Annotated in this window: 24 protein-coding genes; 15 read left to right on the forward strand and 9 right to left on the reverse strand. The window is 68.4% G+C overall.

Going from position 1 to position 24,507, the window contains the following annotated elements:
• Nucleotides 1–305: 305 nt before the first annotated feature.
• Both ACFY0K_RS43570 and ACFY0K_RS43575 read left to right on the forward strand, forming a co-directional pair.
• On the forward strand, nt 306–749 hold the full coding sequence (locus ACFY0K_RS43570) for a DUF3761 domain-containing protein (protein ID WP_388604843.1): 444 nt from the start codon (nt 306–308) through the stop codon (nt 747–749).
• 393 nt (nt 750–1,142) lie between these two features.
• Nucleotides 1,143–2,798 carry a TerD family protein gene (locus tag ACFY0K_RS43575; protein ID WP_390644585.1) on the forward strand — a complete coding sequence of 552 codons (1,656 nt, stop codon included), beginning with the start codon at nt 1,143–1,145 and terminating at the stop codon, nt 2,796–2,798.
• A gap of 116 nt (nt 2,799–2,914) precedes the next feature.
• Here ACFY0K_RS43575 and ACFY0K_RS43580 read toward each other — a convergent pair whose 3' ends face one another.
• A complete protein-coding gene (locus ACFY0K_RS43580; protein ID WP_390644586.1) occupies nt 2,915–3,430 on the reverse strand; it encodes a hypothetical protein in 516 nt (171 codons plus the stop codon).
• Between the two features lie 166 nt (nt 3,431–3,596).
• Complete coding sequence (locus tag ACFY0K_RS43585) at nt 3,597–4,433, reverse strand: Ku protein (protein ID WP_390644587.1); 837 nt, start codon at nt 4,431–4,433, stop codon at nt 3,597–3,599.
• A gap of 304 nt (nt 4,434–4,737) precedes the next feature.
• On the opposite strand from ACFY0K_RS43585, the gene ACFY0K_RS43590 reads away from it, so the two are divergent.
• From ACFY0K_RS43590 to ACFY0K_RS43605, 4 genes are all read left to right on the forward strand, one after another.
• Complete coding sequence (locus ACFY0K_RS43590) at nt 4,738–5,466, forward strand: TnsA-like heteromeric transposase endonuclease subunit (RefSeq protein WP_390644588.1); 729 nt, start codon at nt 4,738–4,740, stop codon at nt 5,464–5,466.
• Nucleotides 5,459–7,537, forward strand: coding sequence for a Mu transposase C-terminal domain-containing protein (locus tag ACFY0K_RS43595; protein WP_390644589.1), 2,079 nt, complete (start codon nt 5,459–5,461; stop codon nt 7,535–7,537). Before ACFY0K_RS43590 ends, ACFY0K_RS43595 begins: the two co-directional genes overlap by 8 nt.
• Nucleotides 7,534–8,601: an AAA family ATPase gene (locus ACFY0K_RS43600; protein ID WP_390644590.1), complete on the forward strand. Its 1,068-nt coding sequence runs from the start codon at nt 7,534–7,536 to the stop codon at nt 8,599–8,601. Before ACFY0K_RS43595 ends, ACFY0K_RS43600 begins: the two co-directional genes overlap by 4 nt.
• Before the next feature lie 346 nt (nt 8,602–8,947).
• Nucleotides 8,948–9,463, forward strand: coding sequence for a hypothetical protein (locus tag ACFY0K_RS43605; protein ID WP_390644591.1), 516 nt, complete (start codon nt 8,948–8,950; stop codon nt 9,461–9,463).
• Between the two features lie 85 nt (nt 9,464–9,548).
• Here the strand turns inward: ACFY0K_RS43605 and ACFY0K_RS43610 are convergent, their stop codons facing one another.
• From ACFY0K_RS43610 to ACFY0K_RS43620, 3 genes are read right to left on the reverse strand one after another with little or no spacing between them, the layout of a single operon-like run.
• Nucleotides 9,549–10,217, reverse strand: coding sequence for a lysophospholipid acyltransferase family protein (locus tag ACFY0K_RS43610; protein WP_390644592.1), 669 nt, complete (start codon nt 10,215–10,217; stop codon nt 9,549–9,551).
• A 12-nt stretch (nt 10,218–10,229) separates the two neighbouring features.
• Nucleotides 10,230–10,373, reverse strand: coding sequence for a hypothetical protein (locus tag ACFY0K_RS43615; RefSeq protein WP_390644593.1), 144 nt, complete (start codon nt 10,371–10,373; stop codon nt 10,230–10,232).
• A complete protein-coding gene (locus ACFY0K_RS43620; protein WP_390644594.1) occupies nt 10,370–10,981 on the reverse strand; it encodes a TetR/AcrR family transcriptional regulator in 612 nt (203 codons plus the stop codon). Before ACFY0K_RS43620 ends, ACFY0K_RS43615 begins: the two co-directional genes overlap by 4 nt.
• A gap of 433 nt (nt 10,982–11,414) precedes the next feature.
• On the opposite strand from ACFY0K_RS43620, the gene ACFY0K_RS43625 reads away from it, so the two are divergent.
• Genes ACFY0K_RS43625 through ACFY0K_RS43645 form a run of 5 tightly spaced genes read left to right on the forward strand, consistent with a single transcriptional unit; the run spans nt 11,415 to nt 16,980 of the window.
• Nucleotides 11,415–12,173 carry a TnsA-like heteromeric transposase endonuclease subunit gene (locus ACFY0K_RS43625; RefSeq protein WP_390644595.1) on the forward strand — a complete coding sequence of 253 codons (759 nt, stop codon included), beginning with the start codon at nt 11,415–11,417 and terminating at the stop codon, nt 12,171–12,173.
• Complete coding sequence (locus tag ACFY0K_RS43630; protein ID WP_390644596.1) at nt 12,170–14,206, forward strand: Mu transposase C-terminal domain-containing protein; 2,037 nt, start codon at nt 12,170–12,172, stop codon at nt 14,204–14,206. The genes ACFY0K_RS43625 and ACFY0K_RS43630 overlap by 4 nt, the downstream gene beginning before the upstream one ends.
• Nucleotides 14,206–15,261: a TniB family NTP-binding protein gene (locus ACFY0K_RS43635; protein WP_390644597.1), complete on the forward strand. Its 1,056-nt coding sequence runs from the start codon at nt 14,206–14,208 to the stop codon at nt 15,259–15,261. Before ACFY0K_RS43630 ends, ACFY0K_RS43635 begins: the two co-directional genes overlap by 1 nt.
• Nucleotides 15,258–16,112 carry a TniQ family protein gene (locus tag ACFY0K_RS43640; protein WP_390644598.1) on the forward strand — a complete coding sequence of 285 codons (855 nt, stop codon included), beginning with the start codon at nt 15,258–15,260 and terminating at the stop codon, nt 16,110–16,112. Before ACFY0K_RS43635 ends, ACFY0K_RS43640 begins: the two co-directional genes overlap by 4 nt.
• A 37-nt stretch (nt 16,113–16,149) precedes the next feature.
• On the forward strand, nt 16,150–16,980 hold the full coding sequence (locus ACFY0K_RS43645) for a transglutaminase-like domain-containing protein (RefSeq protein ID WP_390644599.1): 831 nt from the start codon (nt 16,150–16,152) through the stop codon (nt 16,978–16,980).
• Nucleotides 16,981–17,324: 344 nt separating this feature from the next.
• Here ACFY0K_RS43645 and ACFY0K_RS43650 read toward each other — a convergent pair whose 3' ends face one another.
• Nucleotides 17,325–18,701 carry a HEAT repeat domain-containing protein gene (locus tag ACFY0K_RS43650; protein ID WP_390644600.1) on the reverse strand — a complete coding sequence of 459 codons (1,377 nt, stop codon included), beginning with the start codon at nt 18,699–18,701 and terminating at the stop codon, nt 17,325–17,327.
• A 278-nt stretch (nt 18,702–18,979) separates the two neighbouring features.
• Nucleotides 18,980–19,396: a DUF6233 domain-containing protein gene (locus ACFY0K_RS43655; RefSeq protein ID WP_390644601.1), complete on the reverse strand. Its 417-nt coding sequence runs from the start codon at nt 19,394–19,396 to the stop codon at nt 18,980–18,982.
• 239 nt (nt 19,397–19,635) lie between these two features.
• Here ACFY0K_RS43655 and ACFY0K_RS43660 point away from each other — a divergent pair, with 239 nt between their 5' ends.
• The 3 genes from ACFY0K_RS43660 (at nt 19,636) to ACFY0K_RS43670 (ending at nt 20,956) form a co-directional block, all read left to right on the forward strand.
• Nucleotides 19,636–19,956 carry a DUF6191 domain-containing protein gene (locus tag ACFY0K_RS43660; RefSeq protein WP_390644602.1) on the forward strand — a complete coding sequence of 107 codons (321 nt, stop codon included), beginning with the start codon at nt 19,636–19,638 and terminating at the stop codon, nt 19,954–19,956.
• Between the two features lie 28 nt (nt 19,957–19,984).
• On the forward strand, nt 19,985–20,152 hold the full coding sequence (locus tag ACFY0K_RS43665) for a hypothetical protein (RefSeq protein ID WP_390644603.1): 168 nt from the start codon (nt 19,985–19,987) through the stop codon (nt 20,150–20,152).
• Between the two features lie 198 nt (nt 20,153–20,350).
• Entirely contained in the window at nt 20,351–20,956 is a 606-nt protein-coding gene (locus tag ACFY0K_RS43670; RefSeq protein ID WP_390644604.1) for a helicase associated domain-containing protein, read from the forward strand.
• Between the two features lie 578 nt (nt 20,957–21,534).
• Here the strand turns inward: ACFY0K_RS43670 and ACFY0K_RS43675 are convergent.
• Nucleotides 21,535–21,762 carry a hypothetical protein gene (locus ACFY0K_RS43675; protein ID WP_390644605.1) on the reverse strand — a complete coding sequence of 76 codons (228 nt, stop codon included), beginning with the start codon at nt 21,760–21,762 and terminating at the stop codon, nt 21,535–21,537.
• 414 nt (nt 21,763–22,176) lie between these two features.
• Here ACFY0K_RS43675 and ACFY0K_RS43680 point away from each other — a divergent pair, with 414 nt between their 5' ends.
• Complete coding sequence (locus ACFY0K_RS43680) at nt 22,177–22,650, forward strand: VOC family protein (RefSeq protein WP_390644606.1); 474 nt, start codon at nt 22,177–22,179, stop codon at nt 22,648–22,650.
• Nucleotides 22,651–23,277: 627 nt separating this feature from the next.
• Here the strand turns inward: ACFY0K_RS43680 and ACFY0K_RS43685 are convergent.
• Nucleotides 23,278–24,186 carry a LysR family transcriptional regulator gene (locus tag ACFY0K_RS43685; RefSeq protein WP_390644607.1) on the reverse strand — a complete coding sequence of 303 codons (909 nt, stop codon included), beginning with the start codon at nt 24,184–24,186 and terminating at the stop codon, nt 23,278–23,280.
• Between the last annotated feature and the right edge of the window lie 321 nt (nt 24,187–24,507).

Below are 24,507 nucleotides of genomic sequence, written 5' to 3' on the forward strand. Positions count from 1 at the left end.
CGCTGCGCCGGGGAGGGCGCGGTCCGCGGCCGCCCGGCGCCCCGTCTCCGTGTGCCGGTGCCGCGGTATCCGCGACGGCCTTCTCGCGATCGCCAGGCTGGCGTGCCTACTGATGCTGGCGCGATGTCGGCGCGGCTGTCACTCAACATCAGTGATGTTCATGGGGCTTGCGCAGTTTATAGGGATGTTTTGTAAAGTATGCGACTGCCCCGTGGCGTGTGTCCGGGTGTCCGTCACGGGGGGATCGTCGCGTGAGCCAGTACCAGCCCGGGCCGTGGGCGGTCCGTCCGCCTGAGCCTGTCCGTATGCCTGACATCCGCCCGCTGCACAAGCGCAAGCGTGTGTGGGCCGGCGGTTTCGCACTACTCGCGGTCGGTGCCGCGTTCGGCAGCGGTGGTAGTTCCAGCGCGGCCAGTCCCGCACCGCGCCCAACGGTCACCGTTACGGCTACCACATTGAAGACAGCGGCGCCGGCCCCGGCGGTCACCGTGACGAAGTCGGCGGCGCCGGCCCCCACGGTCACCGTGACCAAGACGGCCAAGCCAGCGTCGGCGGCCACGCACAAGTCGAGTTCAGGCTCCTCGGACAGCAGCAGCGGCGGTTCGTCATCGGGCGGCTCGTCGGGTTCCGGCGGCACGGCTGCTGCGGCAGGGGCCACCGCCTTGTGCAATGACGGCACCTACAGCTACGCCGCTCATCACCAGGGAGCGTGCTCCCATCACGGCGGTGTCGCCGTCTTCTACCGGTAGCGAGCGCGCTGCGGTGCGGCTGTGCTCGGGCTAGTAACAAAGTTGGTGAGGCGGCCCACCGGCTCTCCAGTCGTCATCGGTTGTGCCGGCCGCAAAGCAGCCAGGCCGTGTGGGGCGGCCGGAGTGGTCGCGACGCAAGCGGTGCGCTGTGCGTGAGGAAGGCAGGAACGGAGAGGGACCATGGCTTTCGGCTTTCGTGTGGGTGTGCCGGGGATGAGCGTACGGATCTCCACCCGGGGTGTACGCACCTCCGTGGGGCCCCGCGCGGCGCGCATCAGCATGGGCAGCGGCGGCACGCGGATCTCTTCGGGGATGGGCCCGTTTTCTGCCTCCACCTCCCTGGGCGGAGGGCGCCGCCGCACCAGCCCGAGCCGTACAACCGGCTCGCGGGCTGTGGCCCCGTCGGCAGCGCAGCTGGAGCGTGCTCGCCGGCAGGCGGAGCGTGCCCAGCAGCAGGCGGAGCGGGATGCGGCGATTGCGCGGCTGGAGGAGTTGCGGCGGCAGACGACCAGTGTCCATCTGCAGTCCTTCCCGTCGGCCCGGCCGCCGGTGGTTCCCGGGCCTCAGCAGTTGAGCCTGGCCTGGGCCCTGGCAGAGGCCCAGGCCCATCACCTGGCGGGGCTGGGGCTCTTCGCCCGCGCCGAGAGGGCAGTGGCCAAGCGCAGGGCCGAGGAAGACGCCCCTGCCTATCTGGCCGCCGAGGAGGCGCGCCTGCAGGCCGTGCACGGCGAGCTGACCGCTGAGGCCGGCCAGTGGTGGCAGGCCCTGGTCGCCAACGACGAGGAGACCGTGTGCGAGGCGGTCAACTACGCGTTCTCCGACAACGCGGCCGCAGGCTGCGCGGTGGGAGCGGACGGGACTGTCCTGTCGGTGGTGATGCGGCAGCAGGACATCGACTCGCTGCCCGCTCAGATGCCAGGCCTCACCCCGAGCGGGCGCCCCACGCTCAAGGCCCTGAGCAAGCGAGACCGCACTTTGTGGTGGCTCACCTCGATGGGGTCGAACGTCGTGGCCACGCTCAAAGAGGCGTTCGCTGTCGCGCCGGGGATCACCGCGATCGACCTGGCCGTGCTCACGCGCCTGCCGGACACTCAGCGTCTGGGGTTCGTGGCCTACGGCCGCTGGACGCGCCAGGCCATCGAAGCCGGCCCGTGGCGGGAGACGACCGACGCGCTGCGGTTCCTCGACATCGGCCAGGACGTCGCCTGTTCGGTCACCACGACCGCGTCCGGGAACCTGTCCAGCTCCATCAAGCCCCTGGACACCAGCCGGCTGCCCGGCCTGCAGAGCCTTCTCGACCACGCCCAGGACGACGCCGGATCCGGCGATGCGACCCTGGCCGACCTCGATGGAGACGTGCGCGCCAACGTCCCCGCCGCGCACGCGGCTCCCCTGCCCGACCGCTACCGGATCCGCCCCTTCGCCGAGTGGAAAACCCAGACCGCTCCCCCGACGCCGCCCGCTCCGACGGCGCCGGCCCACGCCCCGGCGCTGACGGGCCGTGGCACCGCGACCGCGCTCACTCCGGGGCAGAACCTGGTGCTGCCCGAGGAAGCCCGGCAGGGGCTGCTCATCGCCTTCAGCTTCGCCGGCGCCGACGCCGACCTCACCCTCTTCCTGACGAACGCCGACGGCCAGGTCACCTGCGATGAGGACTTCGTCTTCTACAACCAGCCCTCGACAGCGCAGGGCGCGGCCCGCCTGCTGGGTAAGCAGAGCGAGGGCCCGCACACCGTCGAACGCGCAGCCCTTCACCTCAACGCGCTGCCCACCCACATCCAGCGCATCACGATCGCCATCAACATGGACGTCGACACCGGCCTGACCTGCGGCGCCCTCACCCACGCAAGCCTGTACACGGACTGCGTCACCGGAGCCGCCTGGACCTTCCAGCCCCCCGCTGACCCCGACGTCCGGGCCATGTCCATCGCCGAGTTCTACCGCCACACCACCAACGGCCAGCAGGTCTGGAAACTCCGCGCCATCGGCCAGGGCTGGGCCGACGGCCTCGACGGACTCGCCCGGGCCCACGGCGTCAACGTCACCTAGCCAGACAGCGGCCCGCAGCCGAGAACCGGCATCCGGAAGGGCAAAGATAACCGGCCCGGGCAGGAACTCGCCGCCCCCGCCGGGACATCCAGCTGGATGTCCCGGCGGGGGCGGGGTCAGCCGATGCCGGTCACCTGCAGGGCCGTGGTCCAGTTGGTCTTGATGGCGCTGCGGGCCGCGGACAGGGTGATGGTGCCGGCGCACACGGCGTTCTTCAGCTTCGTCTCCACGCCGTCCTTGGTGGTGGCGGTCTTCGTGCCGGAGTACGGCTCGGGCCACAGGTTGCTGGTGCTGCGGGGCGAGCCACCGAGTTCGAGGGGGACCAGGTGGTCCTCCTCGTAGTCGGCCATGTTGGTGTCGGAGTAGCCGTAGTCGATGATGCCCTGGGCCTTGAGCGGGTTGGTGTAGGACGTCGGCGGGCGGACGGTGGCCGTCCAGCCGGACACGCAGATCGTGCTGTGGATGTTCGACTGCGTGACATCCGGGTTGTAGGCGCCGGGCGTGCACGAGGAGTCGGGCAGCGGCAGGTAGGCGTGGGAGCAGGTCGACGCCTGGGCGGTGCCGGCCGAAGCGGCGATCACGCCGGCGGCCGCCAGGGCCAGGGCGCAGGTAATAGCGGTGAAGCGGCGCATCAGTGGGGTCTCCCGCGGGATCGGCCCGGAAAGTGGGGTGCGTGCCGGGCGGCTGACGGCATGACACCACCACCTGGGTCTATGCGAGTAGAGCCGCGAGATGAACAAGAAGCGACCTGCGCAATCCTGACCCCACCCTGACCAATCCTTTCCCAAGCCCCCCGTTTCACCGCAGAGATGGGCTGCAGCCGACCTGGCCCAAGACCCGCGCCCAGCACGAGGCCCGCAGAACAATCCCGGCCAACGACCGGCCAGACGAGCCGGGTCGGGACTCATTCTGCTGAGGCGCCTCTACCCGTAGCGAGGCCCTTTCCCTCGCGGTTTGGCCACGGACGCGAGTGGTGGACCTTCTCCAGCGCCTCGGTGTAGTGGTCGGCGAAGTCCGGGCCTCCAGCCGGTCGGTGGTCATCCGCTCGATCAGTGCCACGGCCTCGCCGACTTCCGCGTCCGAGACGTCCGCCGCCGGCGGGTACAGCTCGCTGGGATCGCGGACCTCATCGGGCCAGCGCATCGCGTGCAGAACGATCGTGTTCTCCCGCACCCGCAGCAGCCCTAGCCGCTCCCGGCCGCTCCAGGCGAACTTGGTCACCGCGACCCGCGAGGACCTCTCCAGCGCCTGCCTCAAGAGTTCGTACGGCTTCGCGGCAACGGGCCCGTCGGGCTGGAGGTAGTAGCCCTCGCCGATACGGATGACGTCGACGGACTCCAACGGCACGAACCCGTGGATCTCCAACGCCTTCGCCGTGGGCAGCGGCAGGTTGCGCAGCTCCTGGTCGGTGAGCGGGATGACCTGCGTCTTGGTCAGTTCGTAGCCCTTGCCGATCTCGTCCGAGCGGACCTCACGGTCCTCCAGCTCGCAGAACTTGCGCACCCGCACCCGGGCCATGTCGTCCAGGTGGTACTGGTGGAAGCGCACCGATTGGTCCTCGGTCGCGCTGACCACGTGAACGGGCACCGTCACCAGCCCGAAGCTGATCGCACCAGACCAGATGCTCCGGGGCATCGCAGACCTCCGTATGGCGGGCCCCGAGCCCCCTCTGTAGGGTCTCAAATTTTGTGTCGGAATCTCGCGGCCAATGTCGGATCGATGTCGGATGCGACATCGACCGTGAGACCGTCCGGTGTCCTGTCGCACGGAAGCTGTCGGATTCTCACGGCTTCTCGTTCGTACTGTCGGATTCTCATTGCGTCGAGCGCTGAGCGGCGACGTTTGCCCCGTACGTAGGGTTTGATCTCAATTTCCTGGTCCGGTTCTCGCTGTACCTGTCACGGTCGTTTGCGTCAGGTACGCGAAGCCGGGGGTGGCCATGGATCTTGGTCTGGTCGATGTCGAGTGGGCTGACGGTGAAAACGGTGGGCTGCGGAAGTACGTGCTGGAGGCGGTCTCCGGGGTTCGGTTCGAGTCGGCGCTCCCGGTACGGCGCTTCACGTCGTACCGCGGGCAGCGGCACTTCACGGGCTGGTACTGGGCGGCAACGACGGAGTCGCTGGTGGGGTTCGAGTCGTGGCTGGAGCGGGACCGGGCCATGCTCCTCGATCACGACCGGCGAGTGCTGGGGCTGGCCTCGCAGCCGTTCCGGGTGACATGGCAGGGCGAGAAGCGCCGGATCTCGCATACGCCGGACTACTTCGCACGGCTGGAGGACGGTTCGGGCCTGGTCGTCGATGTCCGGCCGGCGGACCGCGTCGGCCCGGAGGATGCGGTGAAGTTCTCGGCGACCGAAGCGATGTGCCAGGAGATGGGCTGCTGGTCTTACGCGCTGGTACACGAGCCCGACCCAGTGGAGATGGCCAACGTCCGCTGGCTGTCGGGCTATCGGCATCCGCGCAACCGGGTCGGTGACGTTGCGAACCGGCTCATGGATGCCTTCGACGATCCGCGGTTGCTCATGGACGGCGCCGAAGCGGTGGGGGACCCGCTGTCCGTCCTGCCGACGCTCTACCACCTGCTGTGGTGCGGGGACCTGTGTCTTGACGTGGCAGTGCCGCTGGGAGACGGCTCCATGATCGGCCGCGCGGTGGTGAGCCATGGTTGAACTGGCACCACGCGGGGTTCTGCGGGTCGGGGACCGAATCCGGTTCGAGGGCCGCAACCAGCAGGTCATCGGCCTGGAGGGGGTGGCCTTGCGGCTGCTCAGCGAGGAGGGCGACACCAGTGTCATGGCTGCTGGCTACGTGATGGCGGCCGCCGATTTCGAGGTGCTGGACCGAGGGGCGGAGGCGGTCCCGGACAGAGTCCTGCCGCCGTTCGCCCTGATGGATGCGTTGCCGCCGCCGGTCGTCGAACAGGCCCGGTTCTGGGAACAGCACGTGGTGGAAGTGCTCACCGGGTTGCCCCCGGACGCTCCCGAAGGCACGTCTCCTCGGCCCGAGTACGACCCGGCCTGGCGGAATCTGCTGGAGCGAGAGGCAGCGAAGCTCGCCGAACTGGCGGCGGGTGGGCAGCAGCTCAGCCGGCGGACCTTTCTACGGATGCGGCAGCGGTATGAGGCCGAGGGGCTGTGGGGACTGGTGGATGGACGGTCCCGGAAGCCGCCGGCCCCGGCCCCCGGCACAGGAAGAGTAGACGAGCGGGTTGTCGAGGCGGTCACCGAGGCGCTGGCCGGGCAGACGGACCTTTCGACGGGCGACCGCAAGCGGCTCATGGTGCAGGCCGAGCAGATCCTCGCCGTGAAGCACGGTGAGGAAGCAGCGAAACTCCTGCCGTCGAAGGCGACCTTCTACCGGCTGGTGAACAGCCTCGCCAAGAACAACGAGTCCTTCGGATCGGCAACGATCCGCCGCCAGCGGGCTCTTCGGCCCGTGGGTCCGTTCACCCCGTCCATGGCCGCCCGCCCCGGGGAGATCGTGCAGATCGACTCCACGCGGCTGGACGTGATGGCGGTCCTGGACGACGGGGTCGTGGCCCGCCCGGAACTGACGATCGCGATCGATGTCACGACGCGCACGATCTGCGCGGCCCTGCTCAGACCCGCGGGCACGAAGGGCGTCGACGCCGCGGTGCTGCTGGCGAGGATGCTGGTTCCCGAGCCGATGCGGCCGGGCTGGAGCCAGACATTGGCGATGTCGGCCTCGATCCTGCCGCACCAACGGCTCATGGCCGCGGATGCGCGGTTGGAGAAGGCCGCGGCCAAGCCGGTCATCGTCCCGGACACCATCGTGATCGACCGCGGCAAGGTGTTCGTCTCCGACACCTTCTCCTCGGCCTGCTCGCTGCTGGGGATCTCCCTGCAGCTCGCGCGGCCCAGGACCCCGACGGACAAGGCGATCTTGGAGAGGACGTTCGCCTCGATCAACTCGCTGTTCTGCCAGTACGTCGCGGGCTACACCGGTTCCGATGTCACCCGTCGCGGCAGTGATCCGGCCTCCGAGGCGATCTGGACCCTCGCCCAGCTCCAGGACTTCCTGGACGAGTGGATCATCTGCTGGCAGCAGCGTCCGCACGAAGGGCTGCGGAACCCCTATATGGCGGGGCGAACCCTGTCGCCGAACGAGTCGTACGCCATCGCCGTCGCCCGCGCCGGATACCTGCCCGTCGCTCTGTCGGCGGAGGACTACATCGAACTGTTGCCCGCAGTCTGGAGGACCGTCAACGACTACGGGATCAAGGTCAACTACCGCACCTACGACAGCCCGGAGCTCAACCGGCTACGCAGGCAGCCGTCCGGGGTGACGGGCAAACAGGATCAGTGGGAGGTCCACTACGACCCCTACGACGTCTCCCGCGTCTGGGTACGTCGAAGTGACAGCCGCCGCTGGATCGAAGTCCCGTGGACCCATCTGCCCATGGTCCGGGCCCCGTTCGCCGACTTCACCTGGCGCCACGCACGCCAGCTCCTTGCCGACCAGGGCCGCGACGACACCAGCGAGACCGCCATCGCCCAGGTCCTGGCCAAGTTGTTGCGCAGGTCAGGGAAGCCGCCGGCCGGATCGGAGCAGGTCATGGCCCGCACCCGGGCCGCCCTTGAGGCCCCGGCACGGCCCGCACTGCCGCCTGCTGAATCCATCGAGACGGACGACAGCGAGGACGAAGAGGCACAGCAGACTCCGGTCACCCCATTCGGCGTCTTCAACCCCCTGGAAGAGGAAGGAAACCCGCTGTGGTGACTCCACCCGATACCCCGGATGACGAGCACAACCCGCTGACCACCAAGGACGGCTGGAGACAGTTCGTCGATGACACCCCGGCCTGCCCGCCGATGCTCTCGCTGCGGGCCTTCAAGGCCCTGCCCGAAGAGAAGCGGCTCGCCTACAACGAGCCCCGGCTGGACTACCACTCCCGACTCGTGATCGTGGCCACCCCCACCGTCCGCAACGTGTTCACCACCGGACGGCGCCTGGTCCTGCTCAACCGGCACCAGATCTCCGGCCGCCGCGGACTGATTGTCACCGGTCAGGCCGGAACCGGCAAGACGACCGCCATCGCCCAACTCGGCCGCAACCATGAACTCCTGGTACGCAAGCGGCTCGGCCCGACCGCCACTGGGCGGCTGCCGGTCGTCTACGTCACCGTCCCGCCCCGGGCCACCCCGAAGATGCTCGCCATCGAGTTCGCGCGGTTCCTCGGCCTCCCAGTCGTCCGGCAAGAGACCCAGACCTCCATCACCAACGCCGTCTGCGACCTGCTGATCAAAATGCGGGTCGAACTCGCGCTCGTGGACGAGATCCACAATCTCAACCTCGCCACCCGCGCCGGAGCCGAAGCCTCCGACCAGCTCAAATACCTGTCCGAGCGCATCCCCGCCACCTTCGTGCTGGCCGGCATCGACGTCGCCGCGAGCGGCCTGTTCAACGGGGTCCGAGGCCAGCAGATCGCCGGCCGATACACCGTCACCGACACCGAACCGTTCGCCTACGGCACCACCGAGCAGAGGCAGAGCTGGCGGAACCTGATCGCTTCCCTCGAAGACGCCCTACGACTGCACCGGCACAAGCCCGGCAGCCTGGTCAAACTCGACGGCTACCTTCACGAACGCACCGACGGCGCGATCGGCAGCCTCTCCCAGCTCGTCCGCGGCGCCGCCCTTGAGGCCATCATCAACGGCAGCGAGTCCATCACCCGCAAGACCCTGGAGACCATCAAGGTCGACCAGACCGCCGAGGACGCTCGCCAGGAACACCGCCGCAACCGGCGCCCCCGCCGCCGGAGGCCAGATGCCGACGCAGCCTGACCGACTCCGGCAGCTGCCCATCGCTCTCGGCCCGGTCCACAACGAAACTCTCGGTTCCTATCTCCACCGCCTGGCCGTTGCCAACAATCGTCCCGCGGGATGCCTCGCCCGCATCGTGGGCCCGCTGCCGCCGGAGTTCTCCCCCCTCAGCAACACCACGGCCGGCTGGAGTCCCCACTCTCCCGAACGCCTGGCCACACTCTCAGGACGCCCGACACCCCACCTGGCCCGAGCCTTGCCCGCGCTCGCCGACTTCCTCAACCCCGGCGGTCCCGGGCCGCAAGCGGAACACCTGATCAGCCGTCCCTGCCGCTGCTGCACAGCACGCCGCAGTCCCACCGCTTCCGTGGTTATCACCCTCTCGCCCGCCCACGTCCACCTCTGCCAGCGGCATCAGCTCTGGACTCGCTCCGCTCGCGACGTCCCGCTCGGCACCCTCCCGGAAGTCGTCGAGGCTCAGCGCCGACTCGATCAACTCGCCCGCCGCCACCGGCAGACCGGACGAGCCCTCGATCTGGCGCGGAAGGTCGTCGAGGACTGGTCCGCCTCCGGAATGCCGATCGACCTCGGAAAAGAGTGGACCGACCGCCTTGAACGCGTCGAGGCAGTCGCCGTCAGCAAGAACATCTCCGCCGAGGATCGCCATCACCTCGCGGCGTTCCCTGAGATCGTGGTGCTGACGCACTTGATCCTCAACCCACCCACGGCCGCCCCCGATCCCAAGGAGCTCTATCTGGCGACGACCGCGGAGCTGAGCCGACGATTCGCACGGATCTACACCGCCGTCGGAATCCAGGACCCCCTCTACCGGAGGTTCTGCCTCTATCGAGACCGCGCTTTCCGCGAAAGCCAGGTCACTTGAATCCCAGAGCCGCCGCCTTCTCAAACGACTTGGCATCCCGGCAGGTCAACGGCTCGTCAGCTGACAGATGCACTTCGACAGGACATCAGCCCTGCTCCTTCGCCCTCGCCGCGTAGACGGGCACGTACTCCTGGCCGGAGACCTCTGCTATGGCCTGCACAATCAGGTCAGAGACAGCCCTTCGGGCACCAGCGTCAGCGGCGGAGTCCTCGTACAGGGAGAGGTCGACGGGCTTGCCGAAGGTGACCTTGACCTTGGCCGGACGCGGAAGCACGCACCCGGGCGGCAGGACGCGATCGGTGCCGCTCATGGCCACCGGCACCACGGGCGCGCCGGACTTGAGAGCCAGCCATGCCACGCCCGTCTTGGCCCGGTAGAGCCGGCCGTCCGGGGAGCGTGTGCCCTCGGGGTAGATACAGAAGACGCCACCGTCCTTCACCACCCGAAGACACGCGTCAAGCGAGGCTACCGCCGCCCGTTGGTTCTCGCGGTCAACTGGAACCTGCCCACTGCCCCGCATGAAGGACGAGACGATCCGCGTCGGCCAAGAACCTCCCTCAAAGTACTCCGCCTTCGCCATGAAGGTCACCTGTCGGTCCAGCACCAGCGGCAGGAAGGTGGAGTCCACGATGGACAGGTGGTTGGACGCGAGAATGACGCCGTTCGACTGCGGCACATTCTCCAGGCCCACGGCTGCGAGCCGCACCGCGGTACGCAGAACCGGTCCGGTTAGCCGCTTCAAGTGCTCATACATCAATTCGTTCCTCTAGTGGATCTGTGCCGGGCTCGCGGCGAGCGAACGCTGCAGGCTGGGCTGCGCCACCAGCAGAACGGTGTCGTCCAGTGCGACGATCACCGCCCCGGCCACGCTGACGAGAAGCGGGACCGAGCGTCGCAGCCGCCCGGTCATGAGGCCATCGGCCCGAGATGGGCGTCCAGCGCAGCTTCGATCAACCTGTCGTGACGGTCGGAACCCTCGCCGCCGAGGGCGAGTTGCAGGCTGCCCCAGGACCACAGTTGGGCGATGCCGTGCAGGTTCGCCCACAGGGCGGCCGCAGTGACGGCCGCCGAAGGCTCCAGCGCCTGTGCCCGGCACCGAGCGACGAGCTCGGTGACGCGCTGGAACATCGGGAGCGTTGCCTCCCTCAGCCGAGGAACGTCCGGAGTCCCACTCTGCTCACCGCTGTCGAGCAGGTCGTGACGGAACATCAACTCGAACATGCCGCGCCGTTCCAGTGCGTAGGTGACGTACACCCGCGCCAGCGCCGCCAACTCATCACGCGGCACGGCAGTCCCTGCCGTGGCTGCGGCGGACCGCGCGCCCAGCTCCTCGAAGCCTCTGCGCGCGATGGCCGACAACAGCGCCTGGTGTGTCGGAAAGTAGCGCCGCGGCGCACCGTGCGACACACCTGCCCGACGGGCGATCTCCCGAAGACCAACCGCAGCGGTGCCCTCAGACAGCACCAGCTCTACGCCGGCATCGACCAGTCGTTCCCGCAGGGGCCCTTCAACATCCATAGACAGTGTCTACCAGGCATCCGTAGACAGCGTCTACTGGCAACTCATCTGCGCGGGCTGAGGGCTGGAGGTCCGCGTGGTGCCGTGCGCCGTTTGCTCGGCCTGACGTTCGCGTCGCTGGAACCCGGCCCCCGCGGAACCCAGGACCCCCTCCGGAGGTTCTGCCTCTATCGAAACCGCGACTTCCGCGAAAGCCAGGTCACTTGAGAACCCAGAGCCGCCGCCTTCTCAAACGACCTGGCATCCCGACAGGTCAACGGCTCGTCAGCTGACAGATGCACTTCGACAGGACATTGGAGAAGTCTCACTGATCTGAGCGGGGCGGCCTCGAATCTCATGTCCGGTGGCTGTTGTCGAGGGCGCGGTCACCCTCAGGGGTGACCCGTGTCCCGTTCCATGTGGCTTGTCTCACGGCATCCGTGATGGTCGAGTCATGGATGGGGTACAGGTCCTGCGGGGTGGGGCTCCGCCGGAGGTCTCGGATTTCGATCTGGCCTGGCTGGAGCGTGGTGACGAGGTACGCAAGCCGTTGGGGTACGCGGCGGAGGTGGCCTTTGAGGAGGTCGCGCCGGTCCGGGACTTTCCGTCGTACCGGGGACAACGGCACTTTCCGGGCCTGTACTGGTCGGCGACGACGGGGCGGCATGTCGGGTTCGAGTCGTGGCTGGAGCGCGATCACGCGATCCTGATGGACTTCGATCCGCAGGTCGTGGGGTTCGCCTCGCAGCCGTTCTGGCTGTTCTGGCGCGATGAGGCATCGGGCCGCGGGCGGTCGCACGCGCCGGACTTCTTCGCGCGGGCAGCGCACGGGACGGGCCTGGTGGTGGACTGCCGCCCGGCAGACCGCATCGATGCCCGCTCCGCGGTGGCGTTCGCCGCGATGCGCCGCGCCTGCGACCAGCTGGGCTGGGCCTATCGGCTGGCCGGGGAGATCGACGCGGTGCGGGTGGCGAATCTGCGCTGGCTCGCCGGCTACCGGCACCCCCGTTACGGGCAGGCGGAGGGGCTCAATGCGGCGGTGACCGCGTCCTTTGCCGTCCCCGCGCCGCTGCTTGCCCAGGCCGCGTCCGTCGGCGATCCCCTCCAGGTTCTCCCGGTGGTGTTCCACCTGCTGTGGTGCGGACGCCTGGCCGCGGATCTGTCCTATCCGCTCAGCGACCGCACGCTGGTGAGCCGGAGCGAGGAGCGATGAGCCGGACAAGTCCACGTGGAGCACTACGTGTTGGCGACCGGGTTCGCTTCGACGGGCAGGTTCATACGGTGGCCGGGCTCGCGGGCACCACGGTCCGGCTGGTCGACAGCCACGGGGCACCGTCGCTGATGATGTTCACCCACCTCATGGCGGCCGAGGACTTCGAGCTGCTCGACTCGCAGGCCAGTACGCCGGGCCTGCCGCCGTTCGGGCAGCTGGACACGGTTCCCGAACCCCCCTTGCGCAAGGCCCAGTTCTTCGAGCGGCACCTGATCGAGGTCGAAACCGGGGTGCCGCCGGATGCACCTGCGGGCACCAGTCCCCGGCCGGAGTTCGACCCGAAGTGGCGCACGATCAACGAGCGGATCACCGCAAAGGCCGCCGAGCTGACCGCCTCGGGAACGTCGGTCTCGGAGCGGACCTTGCACCGCATGCGGCTGCGCTGGCGCGATGAGGGTGTGTGGGGTCTGGTGGACCGGCGGGCCACACGGCTGTCCAAGCCGAGTACGGGACGCGTGGATGAACGGCTGGTGGAAGCCCTGATCGAGGTGCTCGCCGCGCAGGAGAACAAGTCGACCGGCACCCGCACCCGGGCGATGCGACAGGCCGAACAGCTGGTGGCCGAGCGCCACGGCGAAGGCGTGGTGCCCATTCCTTCACGGGCGACGCTCTACCGGCTGGTGAAGGCTCTGGCCGAGGGGCGGCACAGCTTCGAGGCGGCCACGACCAGGCGATCGCAGGCCCGGCGGCCGGAGTCGCCGTTCACGCCGACCATGGCCGCCCGGCCCGGCGAGGTGGTGCAGATCGACACCACACCGCTGGACGTGCTGGCGGTCCTGGACGACGGGGTGACCGGCAGAGTCGAGCTGACCATCGCGGTCGATATCGCCTCAAGAACGGTCTGCGCGGCCATCCTGCGGCCGGTGGGCACGAAGGCGGTCGATGCCGCCTTGCTGCTGGCGCGGATACTGGTGCCCGAGCCGATGCGGCCCGGCTGGGCCGACGCGCTGCGCATGTCGGCCTCGCTGATCCCGCACGCCCGCCTGATGAGCATCGACGCCCGGCTGGAGCACGCTGCGGCCAAGCCGGTGATCGTCCCGGACACGATCGTCGTCGACCGAGGCAGGGTCTTCATCTCCGACACCTTCATCGCGGCCTGCCGGACACTGGGCATCTCCCTCCAGCCCGCCCGGCCGGCCACCCCAACCGACAAGGGTGTCGTCGAGCGCACCTTCTCCTCGATCAACACCCTGTTCTGCCAGCACGTCGCCGGCTACGTCGGCTCCAACGTCACCCGCCGCGGCCAGGACGTCGAGGCCGTCTGGACCATCGCGGAACTTGCCGACCTCTTCCAGGAATGGGTTATCGCCTGCTGGCAAACCCGGCCCCACGACGGGCTGCGCAGCCCGTTCCTGCCCGGCCGGGCGCTCTCGCCGAACGACGTCTACGCGCTGCTGGTCTCCCGCTCGGGACATCTGCCGGTCTGCCTGAGCGGAGACGACTACATCGAACTGCTGCCGGTGGAGTGGCGGAAGATCAACGACCACGGGATCACCATCGACTACCGCACCTACGACTGCCGGGAGCTGGGCCCCTACCGGCGTCAGCCGTCCGGTGTCGACGTCAAAGGCAACCTCTGGGAGGTCCATCACGACCCCTACGACCTCTCCCACGTCTGGGTACGCGACACCCGGGCCGGGGGCTGGATCACGGTCCCGTGGACCCGGCTGGGCACGGTCTCGGCCCCGTTCGCCGACTTCACCTGGCGCCACGCTCGGTCGCTGCTGGCCGCGCGGGGAGCGGATACCACCGACGAGGGCGCCATCGCGGCGGCGGTCGAGGACCTGCTGACCCGGGCCGGGACAGGCCCTGACCGGCGGATCGCCGCCCGCACCCGGGCCGCCTCCGCGGTCCCCGGCCGCCCGGTCGAGGTCTCGCCGGAGACGGTGGAGGAGGCGGAGCCGGACGACGAGGCGGTGGGCAAGGTCATCCCCTTCGGGGTGTTCGACGCCTTCACCGACGGCAGCCGCTGATGACGCACCTGCTGGAGCCGGAAGAAGTCGACTACCCGCTGACCACCAAGGAGGGCTGGGCCGCGTTCGTCGCCGAGACCATCGCACCGCCGGTCGTCCTGCCGCCTTCGGCCCTGCAGCGGCTGCCGGAGTCCGAACGGGCGGACTACGACCGGGCCCGGGAGGACTACCACGCTCAACTGGTGATCGTCTCCACCCCGACGATCCGCCATGTCGCCGCGACCGGCCGCAAGCGCATCCTGCTCAACCGGCACCAGTACTCCGCCCGCCGGGGATTGATCGTCTCGGGGCCGGCCGGGACCGGGAAGACCACCGCGATCACGCAACTGGGCAAGAACTACGAACAATTGGGGCGGCGCCGGGGAGAGATCCCGTCGAAGGCCCTGCCGGTCGTCTATGTCACCGTCCCGCCAGCCGCCACTCCGAAGATGCTGGCCATCGAGTTCGCCCGGTTCACCGGCCTGCCGCTGCCGTCGCGCTACAGCCAGGTGGAGGTCACCAACAAGGTCTGCGATCTGCTCTGCACCCTCGGCTGCCGTCTCGTGCTCATCGATGAGTTGCACAATCTCGACATCGGTACGCGGGTCGGCGCCGAGGCATCCGACCAGATCAAGTACCTCTCCGAGCGCATCCCTGCGACCTTCGTCCTGGCCGGTGTCGATGTCGAGGGCACCGGTCTGTTCGCCGGACGGCGCGGCGGGCAGATCGCCAGCCGCTACAGCCTCATCCCCACCAGCCCATTCCGCCACAAGACCGAGGAACAGCGCAGCTCTTGGCGATCGCTGGTCGCGACACTGGAGGAATCCCTGCGGTTGCATGCCCACCGGCCGGGCACCTTGCTGAAGCTGAGCAGCTATCTGCACGACCGCACCGGCGGCATGATCGGAAGCCTGTCCCACCTCGTCCGCGAAGCCGCCCTGGACGCCATCCTCGACGGCAGCGAGCGCATCACCCGGGCGTCGCTGGAACGGGTCGACCTGGACGAGAGCGCCGAGCAGCAGAACCTCCCGCGCGCACGCCGGCGCCGGACCCGCATCGAGAAACGGGCCGCGTGACCACCCGGCTGCGGGCGCTACCGCTCACGCCGCCGCCCGTTCACGGCGAGACGATCGGCTCCTACCTGAACCGGCTCGCCGACGCCAACCACCTCACCATCGGGCACCTCTCATCCCTGATCGGCCCGTCGCGACAGCACCGCCGTGACGACAACCGGGTCGGCTACCGGACCCCGGAGGGGCTGTCACGGCTCGCCGCCCTGACCAGCCGGAGCCCGGCCTCCCTGATCCACGCGATGCCCCCACTCGGCACAATCGGGAACCCGATCCGGCGGCTGCCACTGTCCGCCACCGAGGAGGTCATCGAGCCGCGGCGCCGCCCGGCCTGCCGCCCCTGCATGGCCCGCCGCCACGTCCGCGGTCTCGTCATCCGCAGCACACCGCACCATGAAGGCGTCTGTCACCGGCACCGCCGATGGCTCCTCGGAGACGAACAGCACAGACTCACGCGACTACCTGAGGTTCTCCAAGCCAACCGCCAACATCAGCGGATCGCTCGCCGAGGAACCCACCCCTCCACCGCGCTGGCCTACGTCGGTGCCCGCGACCGCCTGATCAAGTGGTTCACCAACGAAGTCGGCAGCCCGCTGCTTCGGCAGCGTTGGAACCGCCGACTCGACGTGCTGGGCGAGGACCCGTTCGGTGATCCCCACCGCCCCTCCGAGGCCCGGATCGAACTGGTCACCTATCCCGAAGCCGTCGTCCTCACCCGCCTGTTCGCCTCACCCCACTGGCGAAACCACCGACCGAGACGGCACAACGCTTCGGCATCGCTCCCCAGCAACTCCCGTCGGACCTGGGCCGGAAACGTGACTGAGCACCTCAGGGCCGCGGGGCCCGGGATCGGCTGAGCCGGTGTGTCAGACCCAGCCCTTACGATGCCCAGCTGTGACCGAAGACATGCTCAACTACGCGCAGCCCGGCCCCTTCACGACTTTGGATGCGGCGCAACTCCCGCTCATCGAGGGACTGCCAGACGACCCCGTCGGCATCTGCGCCGCCGTTCAGGGACTGGTCATCCAGCCCATGGAAGCCGCGGCGTTAGGGATTCCCGAGGACCGGATCGCGGAGAAGAACATCCGGCCGGTCAACGCACTGATTGCCGCGCTGACTGCCCTGGATCCGGCTCCACTGCACCGGCCTCGAACGCCCGAAACACGCGTGATCGGCACCTGCCGTCACTTCGCCACGATCGCCTGCGCGATCCTGCGGGCGCGAGGTGTCACCTCCCGCGCCCGGTGCGGTTTCGGCACCTACTTCCAGGAGGGGCGCGGCTTCGACCACTGGATCACCGAGTACTGGGACGATGACCAGCGCCGATGGGTTCGCGTCGACACCGAACATCTCGGCAAGGACTTCGTCGCTCGCCCAGACGACCTCGCTCCGGGCGAGTTCCTCACCGGCGGCGAGGCATGGGCCCAATACCGAAGCGGCATGATCGATCCGCACACGTTCGGGGTGGTCGGCACCGATCATGCCTGGGGGCCGCATGAGATCAGCGGCAACGTGGTCCGCGACCTCGCCGCACTCCGCAAGCAGGAGACACTGCCCTGGGACGAGTGGGGCCGCATGACCGCAGCCTACGAGGGCAAGACCGGACCGGACTACGACCAGCTGATCGACGTGGTCGCCGGCGCCTGCTCCAAGGACGATCCGTTGGCTTTGATACGTCTGTCCGCCAACCCGGACCTGGCCGTTCCCCAGCACATCATCGGTTGAGAGGTCGGGAACCGACTGGCGGAGGTTCAGTCGACGCCGAGCGCCGCAGTGGCCAACTGCGGCGCGCAGCCACAGGAAACTGTCACCTTGAGTGCGAACCCTGAAAGCAGGCGTCTCACCATCCTGACGATTCCCAGCTCAGCAAGCACCACCCCGCCATGATCGATGAGACGCGTACTCGGCGCTGGCCGCAGCCCTTCCGGGACGCCTTGTCTCGCCCTCCGCGAGTCGCGACTCAACCTGTCACCCCGCAGGTCAGCGGCCTCACTTCTTCAAGATCTAATGAGACGGGACAGATGCGACATCGACCGTGAGACCGTCCGGGTGCTCACGCCGGGCGGTCGTCACTCGTCGCCAGGGTGCTCCTTCCGCCATCTCCAGGACCAGAGATGGGCGGCCCGATGGTCGTCCTTGAAGCCATCACCAAGAGGCCCCACCCGCTCGATGGCCTCGCCGGTGTGCGGGTCGTCGCGCAGGGCGAGACCGTAAGCGGCCTCCAGACGCACGAGTTGGTCGTCGTCACCGAGCAACGCCACTAAGGCGTCGGCGACGACAGGTGTACGGTCCGGGGAGACGGCCAGCGCCCCCGCGGCCGCGCCTCGCACACGGGCATCCGGTGCCTCGCCCAGCGGCAGCAGCGCCCGGGTGGTCTCCTGGAGGAGGCCGCCGTCCCGCATGCTCAACGTGCAGGCCCTGAGCCGCACCTCGGCGTCGGGGTCACTCATGAGGGTGAGCAGAGCGGCCCGGGCCGCGGGCGATCGGGGCCCGTGGTCGCCCCAGAGGGCGTAGGGCACCTCGCGGCGTACGCGCGGGTCGGGATGGCCGGCGTAGCGAAGGAAGATGGCCTCCTGGTCCGGATGGTCGTGTCCGGTGAAGACGTCGAGCACCTTCGCGAGCATCTCGCCGTCCGTTTCCTCGGCTGCCCAGGCGGCCAGGAATTCGCTCTCCTCCTTCTCGTAGGAGGAGCCGGTGTCGAAGATCCCCCGCCTCCACAGGTAGTCCGCCACGAACAGACGATGCACCCGGTCCGGGTCGTGACGATGGGCCACTACGGCAGACCAGGTCTCGAAGCTGCGGCGCTGGGAGAGGATCCAGCAGACCGTGGACCAGTCCACATGCTCCTCATCCCGATGCTCGACAGCGCGGGCGATCAGCTCGTCGACTGGGGTCAGAACACGGAAGGCCCACTCCAGCGAGGTCAGGATGGCACCGTGCCCGACCCGCGCGACGAGGCCACCGACCGAGACCTGATCGATCCAGTCGTATTCGCCGTCCTTGACCCGGGCCGTCGCGGCCGGAACCGGCGTGCCTGTCCTGCGCCGTAGTTCCTCGGCCGCGCCCGTCTCGTACCAGCTGCGGGCCAGGGCGAGCAGACGTTCACGGGCGGGCTCCGCAAGCCGCAGCCGGGGCTCCTTGCCCAGCACCGCCGAGAAGACCGCCGGCGAGCCTCCGTCGATGGCACGCCACAGCGGCGTGGACCCGTCCGGCAGCACCCGGTCGGGGTCCGCGCCGCCCTCTACCAACGCCTCGGCGACCGCATCGTCATACGCCGCCACCGCCACGCACAGCACCGGCAGCCCGTTCGCGTCCACCGCGTCCGGATCCGCGCCCCTATCCAAAAGATCCCGCACCGCCTCGGCGTCCCCGGCCCGAACCGCCGACCTGAGCCGACCGTCGAGTCCCTCCTCGCCCATGTTCCCGTCCCCCGTTCCAAATGACATCGCCCTCCCGCCTTCCGTGAAGGCGGGAGGCCTGAGAGCCCCACAGGACGGCATTCTCAAACCACTTGGCAGCCCCGCAGATCACAGACGCGCCACCTGCCAACTCGATTGCGATCGGACAGCCCAGGTCACAGGATCGACGGCCTGCACCGCCCAGCGCGGACGATCGAGAAGACGACACGGGCGGGAGACTCCAGCGTCCGACACGTCGTGAGACAGCAGACGAAGCCGCAGGCCACGAGGGCGGCATCCGACACGAACGGCTAGAACCTACACCCTCAGCCTACGGTCTCCCCCGCTGCACGGCATGGCCTCCGCCCCGCCCTGACCTGCGCACGATGGTGGTGGCCGCGTCCTGCAGCGCCACCACCATTCCGTGTTCCGACTGAGTGGAGCGCTGTGGCCAGGCTGGCTAAGCCATCGACGATGTGCAGTGAAGTGTCCGGGCGGCAGATCGGGCAGGCCGGTACCCCGTCGGTGGTGAGGAGGCGGCGGGCGTCGCCTGGGCCGATCGGCTGTTTCCGGCGGCCGGCCATCCCGCAGTCGCCGGCATGCACGGCCAGCGGGTGCCCCGTGGCGCGGTTGAGTTCGAGGACCCAGTCCGGCGCCGGCGGGCGGCGGGCCCGGCCGCGCTCCTCTTCGGCCTGCCGCTGCCGCAGGCCAGCGGCCTTGCGGTCGATGCGCTCCAGCCACATGGCATGCTAGATCCGCAGCGTCTGGAGCCGATCCAGGTCGTCCGGAAGATCCCGCGAGTTATCGAACACATTTTTTATTCTAGGCACGTGATCACGCACTTCGCGCTCGCGTGTTCGATTTTCCGTTCGATAGCGTGGCGGGGGAGGTGAGCGCCGGATGAGTGTCCTGTGCCAACGAACCTTGAGCGTGTGTCATTGAAGGCTGAGTGCGGGGAGAATCTGGCCCGGATACTCAGGACATGGAATTCGTCTTCTTCATGACCCTTCCCGGACTGGTCGTCGTGCTGACGTTGCTGGCCTTCGTTGACCAGCTGTTGATCCGCGCGGGACGGGCCGGGGTGCTGCCATGGCGGAACAGTGCACGTCAGGGCCAGATATCGGCGACCGGGTTCGAGCAGCTGCACGCGAGTCTGTCGCCGGGCAAGCAGAACGAGCTGAAGGAGCGCCAGTCGGCACTGGTCCTACCGGACAACGAGGATGATGGGGCTCCGCCGAACAGGACCACGGTCGATCTGGACGGAGGAACCGCGGTCGTCCGGATGCCCCGATCCGGCCAGTAGAAGGCGAGTAGCGGTGCGAAGAGGGCCGTTGAAGCCGACGGTGTCCGCCGAGCGGATCCGGGTCGCGCTGGTGGAGGCCCGCCCGGTCGGGCTGAGCTTCCGGCAGCTGGTCGCGGCGGCCGAGCTGTCGCCTTCCCAGACCCGGCGGGGCCTGGGCATCTTGCGGGACATCGCAGCAACGCGTTCGCCCGGCTGATCACCGGTACCATCGGCCCGCACGCCGATCTGGACCCGGACGACGAGTGGGTGCAGCTGGTCCTGGCAACGCCGCTACTACGCGGCCGGAACGCTGGAAGCCTCCCGCGTCGCGGAACTGGAGGCGCTGGGGATGGTGTGATCGGTCCAAGCCTCGGCGTGGGAGGCCGGCCTCGCCGTCGCACGCTCGTACGCCGCAGTGCACGGGCATCTCCTCCCGCCGACCACGGCCGTGTGGGGCGGCGACAACTTCCCCCTCGGTTTCTGGGTCAAGAACGCCCGTGCCGCGGCCCGCAAGGCGGCCGAGAACGCCGAACGACGTGCCGCCGGGGAAACGGGCCTCTCCTACGCCGGAGAACTGTCACAGGCCCGTACGGAGGCCCTGGCCGACCTGGACCCAGGATGGTGCCCGGTGTGGGACATCTCCTGGCAACGCAGCTACCGGCTCGTGCTCGCTCACGCCAAGGCCGGCGGCGCACTCCCGGCCGGGCCCGGTGAACTCATCGTCCAAGGGGAAGACTTGGGGGTGTGGATCACCGGCCAGCGGGTGGGGTGGGACAGGCTCATGCCCGCGCAGCAGTGGCTCCTGGAGGCGATCGGCATCCAACCCGCAGTGGAGGGTGTGCCGGTGCCGGGCACGCCCCGCACGCAGGATGCCCGATGGAACGCCAGCCTTGCGGCCGCACGGCAGTTCCACGCACGCGAAGGCCACCTGACCGTGCCCCGCAAGCACGTGGAGGACGTCAACGGCGAGCCAAGCTCGGGGCGTTCCTCGACAACACCCGCCGCCGCGCCACGAAGCTGAGCCCCCAGCGCCGCGCCCACCTTGACCAGCTCGGCATGCGCTGGTAGACGGAGGCCGGACACGACGTTGCCCGCCCCCCAGAACTCGGGGGGCGGGCCATGATGCGTTTGGGGAGCTGGCGGCGAGGCTCCGGGTCGCGCCCTGGGTCACATCCTGGGTCGCGTCGGCGGCGGGGCCCGGTGAAGGCAAAACAGCAGATCAGGATGCTTCTTTCGTGCTGCCACGCACGCCGACTACTTCCCTGCGAGGCCCTGCGTGGCAGCACCGGCCTGGTTCCGCCGGTCCTGCAACCGCGGAGCCATGCACATGCTGCGCCCCGGCCGCACCCAGCCGGACCCGGTTCGGGCAAGGACCGCATCGCCGGTCGCAGAACGCCGGGTGGGCCGCACACCTCGCCCGCCCGTCAGTTCCACCCGCGAAAAGATCACCTGTGCCCGGCCCGCGGGGATCGTTGACGAGAGCCTGGCGGGCGAGGTCGGCATCGATGGGCTTGCCGCTCATGAACCCCTTGGTGCAGCTGCTGGTGTGGACGAGCGCGGCCTGCCGGGCGCTCTCGGGGCGTTCGACGATGTAGCGGGTCAGCAGACGGCCAGCGGCTCACGACGGTCGGTGGGGGCGGGGGGCCGCTTCGGCGCTGAGATCACGGGACGCGGGATGGCCATGCGCTCGGCACGGGAGAGCGCGGCCACCACCGCGCCACTCTGGAGACGCAGGTAGGTGGCGACGGTGTCGGTGTCGGCGAGTTGCTTGTCGAGGTACGCCAGGATCGCACGCAGGCGCGGGGCATCTGGCGGCAACTCGTTCATGAGTTCGATTCTAGCTCCAGCGCCTCGGGATACAGCATCGCCTCGCACCGGGGATGCTGGAAGCTGCGCTCGACTCCCGCCGAGGGACCAACGCCGATCCGCTGCCTCAACTCGTCGGCCGCTGTTGGGTCGCCCAGTCAAGGATGTATAGGAAGCCATTCGTGCGGCGAGAACATGCCGTGGTGGTGCCAAAGAAACTCCGGGACGGGCCCAGCGGCTCTGTCGTCCGCTTCAGAATGCGATCGTGTCACGCACGAGTGACAATGGATGAGAGCGTCGGCCGTATCTATGACGTAGCGAAACCCCGAACGGCGGCGAATTTGAAGGTAATTCGCCAGCCTTCAAGGCGCCGCTTAATTCGGGTCTCTTGCGTGTCTCATTCTTCCGGAATTCGATCCTGCGAGGGTGAAGAATATGGACATGAAGCTCGAAGTTATTGTGCTCCCGGTCTCCGATGTCGATCGAGCCAAGAGCTTCTACGAGGCAGCGGGGTTCCGAATGGACGTTGATAATACGTTCAGTGACGACTATCGGCTGGTGCACCTCACACCTCCCGGCTCCGCGTGCTCGATCATCTTCGGCAAGGGCGTGATCGACGCTGCTCCCGGTTCAGCCCAGGGCCTTTATCTCATCGTCACGGATGTCGAGCAGGCGCGCGCGGAACTCGTAAGCCGCGGCATCAAGGTCAGCGACGTTTTCCACGATGCAGGGGGACTCCTTCACCACGGCCACGAGGCCGGAGATGCCGTGCACCGGGGCGCTGGCCAGGAACGGATCGCGGGCCCGAACCCGGACCGGACGTCCTACGCCTCCTACGCCACCTTCAGCGATCCGGACGGCAACGGGTGGGTGCTCCAGGAGATCACTCAGCGGCAGCCCGGCCGGTAACTCCGGGCATCACGGGAGCGTTACAACCAATTCGCGCACGTCGACCTCTGTCGGCAGCACGCGTTCCGTGCTGCTGACAGAGGTCGACGTGCGGAGACGAATTACGGTTGACCGGCTGCGGCGGTTTCCGCCTTATAGCACGGGTCGCACGTGATCCGCCGGGCTTCTGGCGCCCCAGTGGATGCGGGCGCGCCTGGAATCGGTTCGCAGGTGGCGTGCGCATGCCTACCGCAGACGCCGGCCCCGCACCGTGCGCACACGGCAGCGGCGATGTCCGGGGTGGCTGGAACGGTCGAGGCGTGAATTTCGAGAAAGCAGTCATAGCAGTGCATGGTGACCGGCCTGTCTGAGTGTTGATGCTCGCTACCGACATAGTATGCGGACCATTTATCATGTGCCCAGGGGACTCGCCCATGACCAATCCGGGCCGTCATATGCGGTCGATATTTTGTGAAATTCGTTTTAGTTGTTGTCGGTCGAAGGGGAGCCGCTAATGACTCCTGTGGTTGCCGGGAAACGACTGGATGCTGATATGAGCCTCTGACTTAAGCCGAGTGGAAGCAGGTTTTTTCGGTGGTCGGCGTGGACGCAGCGCTACGGGGCCAAGTGGCTGCACAGCTGTACCGGTTATTGCCGGTCTTCGGTCCGTTGTGGTACCGGGTCCGGCTCCAGTGTGGTGAGCGCGTCGACCAGTTCCTCCAGGTCTGCTCCGAGTGGGGTGTCGCAGTCCCAGACGGCTTCGTAGGCAAGTTCGACCGGGGATCCGGACTGCAGGAGGGGGCGGCAGTTCGTGTGTTCGTGGGTGATTTTGGAGCGGGGGAGGAGGGCTGCGCCGAGGCCGAGGGCCGCCCACTCGTCCACGGCCCGGAAGCTGGCGGCTTCTCCGGGATAGGTGCGCAGTGACAGGTTGCTGTCGCGGAAGAGGTCCGTGGTGAAGGTGGTCAGGCCGCAGGTGCGCGGGCCGAGGATGTAGGCAGCGTCGGCTACCTCCTTCAGTTCGACCGGACCGTCTTCTGCCGAGGCTGCGGTGTCGACGACGACCACCGGTTCATGGGCGATCACGCGATGTCGGAACCTGGGCAGACCGGGTACGGCGGGGACGAGGATGATGTCCAGAAGGCCCGCCTGAAGGTCCTTGGTCAGGGGTTCGTGGTCTGCTTCGCGCAGGATCAGGTCGCTGGGACGCTCCAGAGTGCGGGCTGCCTGATATGCCCGGCCCACCAGTTCGGCGCCGATCAAGGGGGACACGCCCATGCGGATGGGCTCGACGGCGGGCTGGGCCAGCCGCTGGGTCTCGGCGAGGAGGGTGTCCAGGTCGTCCAGGACGCGGTCGATCAGCGGCAGGATCTGCTCGCCGTGCGGTGTGGGTCGGACTCCCCGGGGCGAGCGGTCGAAGAGCTTGACGCCGAACTCCTCCTCCAGCCGGGCCACGCCGTTGGACAGGGACGGCTGGGTCACGCCGTAGGCCCGCGCGGCGGCGCTGAACGAGTTCGTGCGGGACACGGCCTGCACGTAGCGCAATGTCTCGATGTTCACGACTGCAGTCTCTCCTTAGGGCATAGGAACCCGCTATATCCACATTCGCCCTGATCCTCTACCGCCGCCACAGAGGGCGCCCTACAGTCGAGGCATCCCCGAAGCAGAGGGACGGACCGGCGCCGCGAGGTTCCGGATCATGGGGGCGAGCAGGCGCCTCACGCGAGCAGCCGGCTCAGCGCCCCGAGTGCTTACTTGCATTCCGCAAGCAAGGATTTTACCCCGCAACCAGGAGGGGCGGCCGCCGCTCCGTGCGCCGGGCCGACCGTAAACAGTCCCTTTTGTAAAGACATCTTGTAATTCACGAATCCTGAGGGATTT

The organism is Streptomyces sp. NPDC001507, assembly GCF_042894765.1.
Taxonomy (GTDB): domain Bacteria; phylum Actinomycetota; class Actinomycetes; order Streptomycetales; family Streptomycetaceae; genus Streptomyces.

Bases quoted from the DNA above. Each gene is read 5' to 3' on its own strand.
- ACFY0K_RS43620 (WP_390644594.1), bottom strand. From the start codon at position 10,981: ATGGATGTTGAAGGGCCCCTGCGGGAACGACTGGTCGATGCCGGCGTA.
- ACFY0K_RS43590 (WP_390644588.1), top strand. From the start codon at position 4,738: ATGGATCTTGGTCTGGTCGATGTCGAGTGGGCTGACGGTGAAAACGGT.
- ACFY0K_RS43650 (WP_390644600.1), bottom strand. From the start codon at position 18,701: ATGTCATTTGGAACGGGGGACGGGAACATGGGCGAGGAGGGACTCGAC.
- ACFY0K_RS43610 (WP_390644592.1), bottom strand. From the start codon at position 10,217: ATGTATGAGCACTTGAAGCGGCTAACCGGACCGGTTCTGCGTACCGCG.
- ACFY0K_RS43660 (WP_390644602.1), top strand. From the start codon at position 19,636: ATGGAATTCGTCTTCTTCATGACCCTTCCCGGACTGGTCGTCGTGCTG.
- ACFY0K_RS43595 (WP_390644589.1), top strand. From the start codon at position 5,459: ATGGTTGAACTGGCACCACGCGGGGTTCTGCGGGTCGGGGACCGAATC.
- ACFY0K_RS43680 (WP_390644606.1), top strand. From the start codon at position 22,177: ATGGACATGAAGCTCGAAGTTATTGTGCTCCCGGTCTCCGATGTCGAT.
- ACFY0K_RS43635 (WP_390644597.1), top strand. From the start codon at position 14,206: ATGACGCACCTGCTGGAGCCGGAAGAAGTCGACTACCCGCTGACCACC.
- ACFY0K_RS43570 (WP_388604843.1), top strand. From the start codon at position 306: ATGCCTGACATCCGCCCGCTGCACAAGCGCAAGCGTGTGTGGGCCGGC.
- ACFY0K_RS43580 (WP_390644586.1), bottom strand. From the start codon at position 3,430: ATGCGCCGCTTCACCGCTATTACCTGCGCCCTGGCCCTGGCGGCCGCC.
- ACFY0K_RS43615 (WP_390644593.1), bottom strand. From the start codon at position 10,373: ATGACCGGGCGGCTGCGACGCTCGGTCCCGCTTCTCGTCAGCGTGGCC.
- ACFY0K_RS43675 (WP_390644605.1), bottom strand. From the start codon at position 21,762: ATGAACGAGTTGCCGCCAGATGCCCCGCGCCTGCGTGCGATCCTGGCG.
- ACFY0K_RS43625 (WP_390644595.1), top strand. From the start codon at position 11,415: ATGGATGGGGTACAGGTCCTGCGGGGTGGGGCTCCGCCGGAGGTCTCG.
- ACFY0K_RS43655 (WP_390644601.1), bottom strand. From the start codon at position 19,396: ATGTGGCTGGAGCGCATCGACCGCAAGGCCGCTGGCCTGCGGCAGCGG.
- ACFY0K_RS43585 (WP_390644587.1), bottom strand. From the start codon at position 4,433: ATGCCCCGGAGCATCTGGTCTGGTGCGATCAGCTTCGGGCTGGTGACG.
- ACFY0K_RS43630 (WP_390644596.1), top strand. From the start codon at position 12,170: ATGAGCCGGACAAGTCCACGTGGAGCACTACGTGTTGGCGACCGGGTT.